Here is a 12,218-nt window from a genome sequence, read left to right as displayed (position 1 = left end):
AACAATGACAAGACGGCTGTCTATAGGCGGTCAATCACTCCTCACAGACTTTCCAGCATCAATTCTTCTGAGTCTCGCTAAGAATGAGATGACTGGAAGCCCCGCAGATGCCCGACCCCCGTCCAAAATCGCCCATCCAAAATCAAGAATCCCAAATCCACAGGACTTACGCACTTTCGATAAGTTTTCTGGACTTTGGACGATTTCTCGCGGGCTACGCCTGCAAGAAATCGTCCAACTGCGTAAGTCCCAATCAAGAATCGGTGCAATGCCTGACCTCGAAATATTCCGACAACATTATTGAGAATTGCAAATAACCCCCCTTAAGCTCTCACAATTTCAGGATTCAGCGTTAACGTAAGGGGCAGTTTCTCCCCCGTGTCTCTGGGTTTCGGCGTGACTCGAAAAACCAAGTCAACCCGTAAGTCGTCTTCGAGCAGCGCAACCTCTCCGGCTGCGGTGCCTCGGCGATCGCTCAAGCGGGCGAGTCAGGCGTTGACTGCGCTCCCCGACACCCCCCCCGAACCGGCAAAGGAGTGGTCAATTCGAGAGGCGATCGCCCTGCTGCAAGACGTGATCCTCGCCGCCCTCGACAAAGGCTATAGCCAGGAAGATGTGGCTGCGCTGCTCAACCAGGCAGGAATTCCCGTCTCCCCGTCGTCTTTGCGCTATTACCTGACCCGGCTCAAGCAGTCGGCTGCATCTCGGACTGCGCCCGTGCGCTCCAGGCCCGCTGGACAGAAACCCAAACAGCAGGCCCGTGCGATCGCCCCCGCCGCACCTGCGATCTCACCCCCAGACCCCACACCCCCCGCAGAAGCCCCTGCAAACCGCCCCCCTGCAAATCACTCCGCCTCAAACCGTTCTGTCGAAAATGTCATCGCCTACCTGCTCGATGAACCCGAAACACCCCCGCTAAGAGCAACCGATATCGCTCCAACTCAGAAGTCGTCAACCTCCGAGCAAAAACGCAAAAAGCGAAAGAGATAACCTTGTTACCGTTTTGCTGAACGCGGGCGCGAACGGGTCACAGCGTCCCTCAAATATCCCGTTCCCTGCCAAAGGAATAGCCTTGCCTCAGCAGCGAGACTGTGAAGAAGAGGCGGAGTTGACACGGCAAAAAGCAAATCAATCAAGATTGGATCAGGAAAATTGATAGAAATTGTTCGCTTTTGGATACACTAAGTTATCCACTTTGCAACCCCCACTGCAACCTGCTCAATTGGGAATCGCCGACTCCAAGAACAGCGTACGAATAGCGTACGAATAGAACCGCTGAATAGAGCGGCGAATCGATTCTGATCACCTCTGACCCTCAGCCTGACCGCAGAAACACTCGCTCATTGACCCAACCTTTACCACTATGACTACCACCAAAAAACGCCTTCCCGGCACTGTCCTGGTTCAGCAAGAATCCATCGAACAGGCCACCAGCCTGCTGGAACAACTCCCCGAAAAGCCCAAAGAAGTTTGGTCTCTGCGGGAAGCCATCGAGCTGCTGCAAGACTCCATTTCAACCGCGCTCGACCGTGGCTATAGCCATGAGGAAATTGCTGCGCTGCTAGCCGATAAGAACATCAAAATCAGCGTCTCTTCCCTCAAACGCTATCTGGCTTCCACCAAAAAGGACAAATCGGGCACTGCAGGCAAAACTCGCCGCCGCCGCAGCACCGCCGTTCAGAAAAAAGCCGTGACCGAGGCCGCTGCCGCGCTGCCAGAGGTCGAACCTGCCGCGTCCGAAGAACCCGCTGCCACCCCCAAAAAGCGCGGCCCCCGCACCAGCAGCACGCGCAGCACCACCGCCGCCAAAACCAAGTCTCCCCGCACTTCGACCAAGACGAAGACCACTTCTACAACCTCGACTCGCGGCCGTAAAAAACAGGCCTAGAGCAGCCGGGAAACATCCGCAACGATGCAATACGCTTCTGTGGGTCAGTGTCTCTGCGGGATCAACGTTTCGCAGGTATTTTCTATTAGGTTACGGCTAGGTTACAGCAATTTTGTACATTTGCTACCGTTCACGCTACCTCTCAAGAGGAACGTTGCAAAATCTTACCTATCTCTGCAGAAGCCTTGCGCTGAGTCCCCCAGACGCTAATAATTGGGGCTATTCGTGAACTCGATCGCCTAGCTTCGGTCACTGGCGCAAAGCGTTGGTGGGGGCTAGTGATTGCGCTTTTAGGAGGCTCCATGTCCCACCGACCCATCATCCTTGGCATTGTTGGCGATAGTGCCGCTGGAAAGACAACGTTGACTCGCGGCATCGCGCAGGTGCTCGGCGAAAACGATGTGACCGTCATCTGCACCGACGACTATCACCGCTACGACCGCAAACAGCGGGCTGAACTGGGAATTTCTGCCCTGCATCCCGACTGCAATTATCTCGACATCATTCAACAGCACCTCTCGCTGCTGCGGACGGGACAGCCCATTTTAAAGCCGATTTATAACCACAGCAGCGGCACCTTCGACCCGCCAGAGTATATCAAACCCAAGCGATTTGTAATTGTGGAAGGGCTGCTGGGCTATGCCACGCGAGGAATGCGCGACAGCTACGATGTCAAAGTTTATTTGGCTCCGCCGGAAGACCTGCGCCACACCTGGAAGATAAACCGCGATACCCGCAAGCGTGGCTATACCCGTGAGCAGGTCATCAAGCAAATCCAGCAGCGCGAGTCGGACTCAGAAGCCTTTATTCGCCCGCAGCGGCAGTGGGCGGATGTTGTGGTGAGCTTCTATCCGCCCAGCGATAACTTAACGCAGGATGAACTGCTGCTGGCGGTGCGGCTGGTGCTGCGTCCCACGATTCCCCATCCAGATTTCAGCAGCATTATTGGCGACGGAGAACATGCAGGCGGTGCGGTGCGGCTGGGGCTAGATCGCGACATGGGCAAGCCTGTGGACGTAATGGAGATCGATGCCCACGCTACAGCAGAGCAGGTGCGAGATCTGGAGCGCAGCCTGTGCCAGGAGGTGCCCTACTTGGGTCAGTTTTGCAGTCTGGAGGGCAATCCTGGAATTGGCAAGCTGATTGGCACCACTGGAGAGACGCTGCAAAGCTATCCACTCGCCATTACTCAACTGCTGATTACTTATCACATGCTGAAGGCTGCGAACGTTTCTGCAAACGTTGCCTGACGGTGAGATTCTAAATGGCATTCTAAAAATCAGGAAATTTTGGTTCGTGAGATCCATTCTGATTTGACCTCCGTATTTGTGTCTAGAGCGCCAACCCCCTTCCCCGGATAGGCGTTTTTATAAGCCTTGCTCTAGGCACATTAGGAGTCAATTAAACTATGGAACCCCCCTCCGAGATCGCAGTTTGTACTTTCTTACAGCGGCTTATCCCCCGCCGATCTGGGCTAAGGCGGGCGATCGCCCTCAGCACTCTCGCAGGCTGCCTTTCGATCACCGCACTGGGTCTGACGAGTGGCTTGCAAACTGCACCGCTACAGGCCTCTGACCACGATGACGGCGATATCGACGTTCGCAGCCGCGCCCTCAGCCTGACCGATCTCTACGTCTTTCGGGAAATTGACCAAAACACGGCGGCCCGTGCGGGCGACCTGATCTTGGTGCTAAACACGAACCCGCGATCGCTCGCTCGCCAGCAATACTACTTCAGCAGCAACGCTCAGTACGACATCAAGATTGCGCGAGTTGCCAATGTCAACAATGCCCCCGTACCTCAGCCCGATCTGACGCTGCGGTTCACCTTCTCGCCTCCCAATAAAGGCAATCGCCAGGTCGTCACCCTGACCACCATCGACAGCAGCGGGCAGACCAGCAGCACCAATACCACCACCAGCGGCGGCCGCATTCTCACCACGTCCATCACCGATGCGGCCCCTCGGCTCAATACCGTGCGGGTGCGGGGCGCTAATCTCACGGTTTTTGCGGGGTTGCGCGAAGATCCCTTCTTTTTTGACGTGGAGGCCTACTTCCGCGTGCGGGCGGCGGTCGCAGGCTTTGGCCCAGCAGCGAGCTTCCGTTCGCCCGACACCGCCCTCGACTTTACCAAAGGGTACAACGTCAACACTATCGTCGTGCGGGTGCCGCAGCAGCTCCTAGCAGGCGGCAGAGCGGTCAACACCTTCGACCTCTGGGGCACGATCAACATCCGCGACCCCCGCACAGGTCAATTTACCCAGGTGGAGCAGATTGCCCGGCCCGGCATCAACGAACTGCTGACCACTGGCTCCCAAACCATCTACGAAACCTATAACCGGACGCAGCCTGCCCGGTTTAACTCATCCGACAGCACCGTAATTCGAAACAACATCACAGCCGTTCTGAAACTGGTGGGCAACAACGACACGCGGGCAAACGCGCTGGTGCGGGCGCTGCTGCCAGACGTAATGCGGATTGACACCACGGTCCCCAGCGGCTATGGCAACAAGTTCAATGCGCTGGGTTCCCCGGCAGCAGGCCGGCGGCTGCTGGATGACGTGGTAGATGCGTCGCTAAACATCGTAACCAACGGGGCCATTACCACCGACAACGTTTCCTACAACGGCACACCCGGCAATCCGGCGCAGGGGCATCAGCCGCTGGCGACCACTTTCCCCTATTTAGCGCCACCCATTTAGGGTAGGACTGACGCAGTTGCGATCAGTCCTGTAGAGGTTAGGGGTGAGGGTGAGAGTTTCTCTCTCAGCGCCAGATCAGGGAGTTAAGGTGTTTCTCCTGATAGGCTTCGATTCCTGTTCTCACTGGGCAAGATTCCCCAACCCCTGAACCAGGGCACTAATATACTTCACGCAGCAATTTCAGCCCTCACCTTAAATCCCTCTCCCAGAGCGGGCGAGGGACTTCAACCCCATATCTAGCTCCTCTTCTCCCCGCTTGGGAGAAGGGGTTGGGGGATGAGGGCAGTAAGTTTGCTGTCTCAAGTCTGTTAGTGCCTAAACCAGGGCAGCTTTTCAAGCTAAAGGAATTGTCATGAACACGCTGAATAGTTTGAGTTCCAGCAGGCGGGGATGGCTGCTGGCGGCGGTGGGATTGTCGGCCACCAGTGCCGTGCTGTGGTTCACGCAGGCAGGCGGGCCGGCACTAAATCGACTGGGCGATCGCCCTTCTCGCCATCTCGATGCCCCCTACCGCTACCCGTTTTTCGTTAGCACCTCCGGCAGCGCAACGGCACGACTAGAGCAGGAAATTGCCCATTTTCAGGAGCGCGTCCGGCAGATGCCTGCCCAGAGCGTAGCGCAAGGACTGGAGCAGTCGGCGCTGGCGCTGGGCTATTTGAAAATGGCGCGGCTGACAGGGCAAAGCCACTGGTATCTGCTGGCAGACCAGACGGCGCAGGAGGCGCTAAGGTCCATGCCAGAACACCCAGAGGCGATCGCCGTGTTGGCACGGGTGGCAGAGGCACGGCACGACTTTGATCAAGCACTGGCGCTGGCAGCACAACTGGATGGGTCGAAAGAGGCGCTGAGCGTCCAGGCAGCGGTGCATCTGGCAAGAGGCAACCTGGTAGCAGCGGCTGAGGCGGGCGATCGCCTCGTTGATCAAACCCTGAGTCCAGCCGCCTTTACCCAACAAGCGCTAGTGCGGGCAGCCCAAGGAGACGATGAGGGCGCATTGCAAAGTTTCCAATACGCCCTAGAGGTTGAGGAAGCAGGCGATCTCGGCAGTGCCGCCCGCACGCGCACGCTGCTCGGCCGGTTCTATTACGAACGGGGACAGCTTGATTTGGCGCGGGGTCTGTATCATGAGGCGCTGCGAATTTTGCCGAGTTACCTGCCCGCCCGCCTGAACCTGGCCCAGTTGGCGCTGCGGCAGGGGCGCTATGGGCTGGCGGCACAATACTATCGCCAGGTCGAGGACATGGGCAGCGCCGCGACAGTTTACGAACCGCTGGTGCAGCGGGGACAGGCCCGACTGAAGCCCCTGCAACACCAGCCCGCCCAGGCAGAAATCCACTGGGCAAACGCCGAACTGCAACTGCGGCAAACGCTGGCAGAGACATCGGCGGGTTCTAGCGCCTTTGGCTTTGGGCATCGGCGTGACTTGGCGCGATTGCTGCTGGAGCGGGGCCGCCCAGAAGACACCGCCGAGGTGCTGGCGCTGATGGAAGCGGAGGTCAAGCAGCGGCGCGACGCAGACACGCTCGATACCTACGCCTGGGCGCTGGCACAGATGGGGCGCTGGCAGGAGGCTAGGGAGGTGGTTCAAGCGGCGATCGCCCTGGGCACTCGTGATGCAGCCCTGTGCGATCGCGCCGCCCAAATCGAGGAAGCCCTGGGCAACCCAGCGCAGGCCGCCGCCTATCGCCAGCAAATGCTTGAGATCGATCCCCAATTTGATCAAAACGCACGTTATGCCGCTGGTCTAGGCATAGGCTTGGGCGGCTAGCGAAATGACGTTCACCGTTCGGATTTGCGGATCAGTTCTATTCTCTTCTACTGCATGGATTCATGCATTGATCTATGGATAAACTCATGCGTAAACCAGGTCGCTTCCTATCCTGGGCGTTGTTCTCTGGGGTCATCACAGTGATGCTGTGGCTGGGACTGGCGGCTCCTGGGCAGGCCCACTGGGCAGATTTGTCCGTTGCGGAAGTGCGCGTGGCAGAATCCACTGTGGAAATGATGCTCACCTATCCAACCGGGCTAACGGCGTTTGCCGATGGCGATCGCAACGGTCAACTCTCTCCCCAGGAAGTGCGCGACCATGCCACCACGCTACAGGCGTTTTTGGGCAGCCAGATTCGGATGCTGGATGGCGATCGCCGCCCCGGTACGCTCACCCTGGAACCGCTGGAAGCCAATGCACCTTTGCCTAACAGCGTCCGCCTCGCGCCAAACACCACCCACAGCACGCTACGCCTTACCTTTGCCTGGCCCCAGCCTGTTCAGGGGGTGCAAATTCACTACGGCCTGTTCCTGCCCGATGTGCCCACGGCAAGCTGCCTGACCACAATTCTACAAAACGGGCGGCTGCGGACGTTTCTGTTTACCCCAAGGCAACAAACCCTGGCCCTTGCGCCAGGACTGCCCGGACTCGGCACAGGGGAACTGCTGCTGGCGATCGCCGGAGCGTTTCTCTGGGGCGCGATTCACTCCATGTCGCCAGGGCACGGCAAAACGATCGTCGGCGCTTATCTGGTAGGCGAACGCGCCACGCCCAAACATGCAGTATTCCTAGCGCTGACGACCACCATCACCCATACCCTCGGCGTGTTTGCGCTGGGGCTAGCGACGCTGTTCGCGGCTCAGTACGTGCTTCCAGAGCAGCTTTATCCCTGGCTAAGCCTGGCATCGGGCGCGATGGTGGTTGGGATTGGTCTGAATCTGCTGCATCGTCGGCTACGTTCAAAACCCGATTCGCATCAGCATGACCTAGTACATCATAATCTGCATTCCAGCTTGAGTTCCAAATCACCGTCTAGCAGTCATTTCCATTCACATCCTCAGCCTCATAAATCTCATAAGTCTGCCGAGCCTAATCAAGTGTATTCAGAAGATCATTATCATTCACAGAATTTGGTTCATGTGCCTGCCCTGGTTCGTGCTCACGATTCCTACAGGCTGCAAAAAAATCCGCGTGGGCTTCCCCATAGCCGTTCTCCTGAACATTCCCACTGTGCTTCTCAGGACGATCGAGGAGATTCTCATAAGCATCCTAATAGCCATGCCTATGGAAATTCCCATGAACATTCTCATAGACATCCGTATGAGAATTTCCATAAATCTTCTCGCGAGGATAGTCTTGAGTACCCGAATGAGCCTGTTTGCCAGCCTTCTCATGAGCATTCGCAGGAGTCCTCTCACAAGCATTCCCGTGAGCATTCTCATGAATACTCCCACGGACATTCCCAGAGGCATTCCCATAAATACTCCCAGGAGCATTCTCATGAACACTCCCGCGGACATTCTCATGAACACTCCCGCGGACATTCTCATGAACACTCTCAGGGGCATTCTCATCTGCCGCCCGGAGCGGATGGTGAACCTGTGACTTGGCGCAGTCTGGTAGCGCTTGGCGTTTCGGGAGGGCTGGTGCCCTGTCCGGCGGCGCTGGTGCTGCTGCTGAGCGCGATCGCCCTGGGTAAAACTGGGTTTGGGCTAGTGCTGGTGCTGGCTTTTAGCCTGGGGCTGGCAGGCGTGCTGACGGGGTTGGGGCTGCTGCTGGTGCGGGCCAAGCACTGGTTTTGGCGAGTGCCTACGCCCCAGCGGTGGACGCATATCTTACCCTTGGTTAGCGCGGCGGGCATTACGCTGCTGGGCGTGGGGATTTCGCTTAAGGCGCTTACGCAACTATTGCTGTGAGGTGCTGTGAGGGTGATTTTGGATTTTGGATTGGCGATTTTGGATTTTGGACTGGCGATTTCCGTAGATTAAGTAGGTAGACATTAATAAACATAAACCCCAAAGATCCTGCGCCGCCGGCTGCGCGGGCGGCGCAGGGTTCAGGATCTGTTTTTTAATCTGATCCATCTACTTATTTTGACGATTGTTTGACCGGATTTTTGAGAACGTGACTGCAATTTCATCGTGAGTAAATTCTGAGCAAACTCCTATGCTGAAATACATCCTGTTGGTGCTGTCTGGTGCTGGGGCGATCGCCCTTCTTCCGCAAGCCACCCTCAGCAATCCGCTTGATAACCGCGACCTGTCTTGCTATATGGAAACCAGCAGCGGGCAAGTGCTGGATCTGAATCGACTGTGTGGCAACTCGACTCGTCCTCCGGCTGCTGCGCCCTATCCAGTCAGTCCGATGTCTCGTCCGCCCTCTCTTAACAATCCTGGCAGTAATGGCGGTAGCACGACTCCGACGGGCCGCGACCCGGACTTGTTGCTCAACGAAGAGCCACTTTCCGCCACGCCGATCGAGGATGAGCCTTACTTTACGCCCGTTGTTCCCATCTATGACACGGCGGGTGCCAATAGCCGCATCAGCGTGAACAACGGTCGGTGCGTGGTGCTGGATGCACAGGGTCGCCGCTGCCCATAGCACGCTCCCGCTTGCATCCAGTTGTCTTGGCGAAACAATTCTGGCTGCTGCTGGGGTTGAAAGATGATTACCAAGCGATCGCCCGTGTGGGTTGCCCTGCTAGTGTGGACGCTGGACTCCCAGTTCTCGCCATGCCAGCGCCGCGCCGATGGCCTCTGCCAGCGTGCTGATCAGCCGATAGAGGGCGACAACGCTGAGCAGAATGGCGGGCGCAAGCTGGTTGCCCAGGAGGGCAATCGCCGTTGCCTCGAACACGCCAATGCCGCCCGGTGCGCCAGGAATCACCAGTCCCAGCAGCCACGCAAAGCTGAACCCGCTGATCAGCGGCAGCCATTGGGCCGGCGCAACGGGCTGCAAGGCCAGGGCGATCGCCACGAACCCCAGCCCCCGCAGCGCCACAAACAGGAGTTCTCCCAGCAGCGGCCGCAAGGGATAGCGCTTGAGCTGCCAGGGTTTAGCCTCAGATGGCACAGAAGACGGCGCAGAAGACGGCGCGGAATCTGCCAAATCTGCGGCGGCATCAGCCGTCTTTTTGCCCCTGCCCTTGAGCCGCCGCAGCACGGACAGCACTGGATTTAGCACGCGGGGATGCACGCCTGCCAGCACGATGACCAGACTCAGCGCCTGCACGCTCCAGTTTGCCTGCCGAATTCCCACTAGCCCCAGCATCAGGGCCGCCGCCGCCATCAGCAGCGGTTCCAGCAGCACGCTGAGGGTCGCCGCACCCAGGGAAATGCCGCGCTTCTGCGACGCGACCACCCGCCCATAGAGATGCCAGACGTTTCCCGGCAGATACTTGGCAATGTTGGTTTTCAGGTAGGTGCGCGTGGCCCAGAGCGCCGGAACGGGCTGAGCCAAATCGCCCAAAATCCAGCCCCAGACCCAACCCGTCCAGAGATGGGCGATGAGGGTGATCAGCAGGGCGATCGCCAGCAGCCTCCAGCCCGCCCCCTCGATCCGAATCTGCGCGACCTCTGCCCAGTGTCGCCGCACCGCCTGCGCCAAAAAGAACAGCGCCCCGCCGAAAATGGCCCAGCGGAGGAAATCTTTGGGGCGGAGGTTTATAGATGGCATTGGGGAAGAACGAAGAGGGAAGAGGGAAGAACGAAGAGGGAAGAGGGAAGAACGAAGAGGGAAGAATGGGTTTTCGTTTTTTGGTTTTCGTTCTTCGTTCTTCGTTTTTTGGCTTTCGTTCCATCATCTCATCATCCCTTCCCCCCCTTAACTCCGCATCTCCTCAAACCCTTTGAACGCCCGCAGCCGTTCGTGGACGGTGTGATACAGCGTTGGGTCGTCGCCTTTGAAGCCGACGAGGCTGTAGAGCATTACCTTTTCGTCTTTGCGCCCTTTGAGTTCCTGTGCGCCAATGGGAACGACTTCCACCTGATCTTGCACCAGGGCGTAGAGGGAGTCGGTGATCAGGATGTCAGTCCAGAAGTTGCGGGTGAGGGCTTCGACGCGGCTGGCAATGTTCACGGCATCGCCAATCAGGGCAAATTCGCGGCGGCGGATGGAGCCGATGTCTCCAGCGATCGCCTCGCCAAAGTTGATCCCCACGCCGTTGAACAGGATCGGTTTGCCTGCCCGCTGCCACTCGGCTTGCAGAACGGAGAGCGATCGCCGCATCGCCAGCGCCGCCCGAATCGCGTTCAGCGCATCGGTTTCTGCACCGTGGGAAATGGGCGAGCCAAACTCCGCCATAATCGCGTCGCCGATGAACTTGTCAATCGTGCCACCTGCTGCCAGGATTGCCTCCACCATTGCATTCAGGTATTCGTTAAGCTGCTCAAGCAATGCTTCTGGCTCTAGCTCCAGCGAGAGCGTGGTGAAGCTGCGAATGTCGCAAAACATCACCGCCGCCTGCACCCGCCGCCCTTTCAGGAGGGACTGAAAATCGCTGGAATGGTGTGTCAAAATTTCCTGCACGATGGGCGCGGCGACGTAGCGCTCTAGGGTGGTTCGCAGGCGACGACGCTCAAGCTGGGTATGGATCGTGCCCGTGGTGAGGCAGGTTGCGCCGCTGAGGAAGAGGCCCAAGCAGGGCACGGCTACGGGCCAGATCTGCTGTCCTGCGGTGAAGCTGAGGTAGCCGATCGTGCCCCAGAGGGCGATCGCCCCCACCGCCAGACTCATCTGCATCACGGGCTGCCGAATCAGCGCCATGAGCGCCAGCCCGCCGCCCCCCACCAGCGCCAGCACAAACCAGCCCCGCTCCTGCGCCGTCGGCAAGGCACTCTGAATCACGCGGTCTTGCATCAGCGTGGCGATGGCATTGGCGTGAATTTCCACCCCCGGCATCGTTTCCGAAAAGGGCGTGGGAATAAAGTCATTGCCGACATCGTTGGACAGCGGCCCAATTAGCACAATTGCATCCTGAAACGTCCCCTGGCGCTGGTGAACGGCCCAGTTTGTGGGGTCGAGGACATGCCAGAAGGGAACCCGCCGAAACGTCGTCGGCGGCCCGTAGTAGAAAATGTCGCCCGTGGTCACCGCCGGAATTTCAAGCTGGGCCGCCCGCAGCGTCGCCACCGCAAAGGAATCCAGCCCCTCGCCTATGCCCTGGGGTTGCAGCACTTCGGCAATCAGATTGTCTGACAACTGGTACACCCGCTTGTCGGCATCGCGCAAAAAGTTAATCAGCCCAATTTGCGTCATCGCCGCACCAAAGTCGGGATTGGGCATCACGATCTGGCTCTGTTCGCCGCCGTCGGGCGTGCCAAACACCTCATAGTTTGCCGCCAGCACCGCCCGCCCCGGATGCCGCCGGAGCACCGCCGCAAGCTGGCGATCGTCCGCTGGACCATACAGGCTGGGATCGGTCAGCACCAGATCGACAGACACCGCCCGCGCTCCGTTGTCTAGCAGCCGATCGATCACTTGGGCATAGGCTGCCCGCTGCCAGGGCCAAATCTCAATCGGAGCCAGTTCGGGATAGCGGTCGGGGTCTGCCTGCACGTCTGCTCCCCGCGCCAGCGATTCCTGGTCGATCGCCAGAATTACGATATTGGCAGGTGGCTCTACCTGGCCCCGCAGCCGAAAGAACAACACCTGCGCCTGTCGCTCCATCCACTGCACCGTGCCCAGGTCAACGCCCGTGGCGATCGCCCCCGTCACCGCCCACAGGCCAATTAGCCCATAGCCCAACACCTGCCAGGGCGATTGCGCTAGGGGTGCTTGGTCTGCCGGGGTCGTTTCGGAACGCAGCGCGGGCAAGGGTCGAACGCGGCGCAGTGGTTTGAAAAACATGGTGAATCACCCTT

The 12,218-nt window shown here is 58.5% G+C and carries 9 protein-coding genes; 7 read left to right on the top strand and 2 right to left on the bottom strand.

Features of this window, described 5'->3' with window-relative positions; genetic code table 11:
- Window positions 1–378 precede the first annotated feature (378 nt).
- The 7 genes from JTM80_RS09330 to JTM80_RS09300 all read left to right on the top strand — a co-directional run bounded on the left by JTM80_RS09330 (window position 379) and on the right by JTM80_RS09300 (window position 8,958).
- Window positions 379–990, top strand: coding sequence for a hypothetical protein (locus JTM80_RS09330; RefSeq protein ID WP_205371045.1), 612 nt, complete (start codon window positions 379–381; stop codon window positions 988–990).
- A 373-nt stretch (window positions 991–1,363) separates the two neighbouring features.
- Entirely contained in the window at window positions 1,364–1,888 is a 525-nt protein-coding gene (locus tag JTM80_RS09325) for a hypothetical protein (protein ID WP_172358347.1), read from the top strand.
- 302 nt (window positions 1,889–2,190) lie between these two features.
- A complete protein-coding gene (locus JTM80_RS09320) occupies window positions 2,191–3,138 on the top strand; it encodes a phosphoribulokinase (RefSeq protein ID WP_172358348.1) in 948 nt (315 codons plus the stop codon).
- 158 nt (window positions 3,139–3,296) lie between these two features.
- Complete coding sequence (locus tag JTM80_RS09315) at window positions 3,297–4,589, top strand: DUF4331 family protein (RefSeq protein WP_205371044.1); 1,293 nt, start codon at window positions 3,297–3,299, stop codon at window positions 4,587–4,589.
- 352 nt (window positions 4,590–4,941) lie between these two features.
- Window positions 4,942–6,357, top strand: a complete 1,416-nt coding sequence (locus JTM80_RS09310; protein WP_205371043.1) for a tetratricopeptide repeat protein — start codon at window positions 4,942–4,944, stop codon at window positions 6,355–6,357.
- A gap of 74 nt (window positions 6,358–6,431) precedes the next feature.
- Complete coding sequence (locus JTM80_RS09305; protein WP_205371042.1) at window positions 6,432–8,273, top strand: nickel/cobalt transporter; 1,842 nt, start codon at window positions 6,432–6,434, stop codon at window positions 8,271–8,273.
- A 250-nt stretch (window positions 8,274–8,523) separates the two neighbouring features.
- A complete protein-coding gene (locus JTM80_RS09300) occupies window positions 8,524–8,958 on the top strand; it encodes a hypothetical protein (protein ID WP_172358351.1) in 435 nt (144 codons plus the stop codon).
- Window positions 8,959–9,057: 99 nt separating this feature from the next.
- Here the strand turns inward: JTM80_RS09300 and JTM80_RS09295 are convergent, their stop codons facing one another.
- Both JTM80_RS09295 and JTM80_RS09290 read right to left on the bottom strand, forming a co-directional pair.
- Complete coding sequence (locus JTM80_RS09295; RefSeq protein WP_172358352.1) at window positions 9,058–10,032, bottom strand: lysylphosphatidylglycerol synthase domain-containing protein; 975 nt, start codon at window positions 10,030–10,032, stop codon at window positions 9,058–9,060.
- Window positions 10,033–10,179: 147 nt separating this feature from the next.
- The gene (locus JTM80_RS09290; protein WP_172358353.1) at window positions 10,180–12,204 is read right to left on the bottom strand and encodes a CHASE2 domain-containing protein; all 2,025 of its coding nucleotides are present in this window, start codon (window positions 12,202–12,204) and stop codon (window positions 10,180–10,182) included.
- Window positions 12,205–12,218: the final 14 nt, after the last annotated feature.

Source organism: Thermoleptolyngbya sp. PKUAC-SCTB121, from assembly GCF_016919485.1.
Lineage (GTDB): Bacteria > Cyanobacteriota > Cyanobacteriia > Elainellales > Elainellaceae > Thermoleptolyngbya > Thermoleptolyngbya sichuanensis.
Note: the sequence above shows the minus strand (reverse complement) of the source record. Positions and strands in the feature narration are given on the sequence as shown.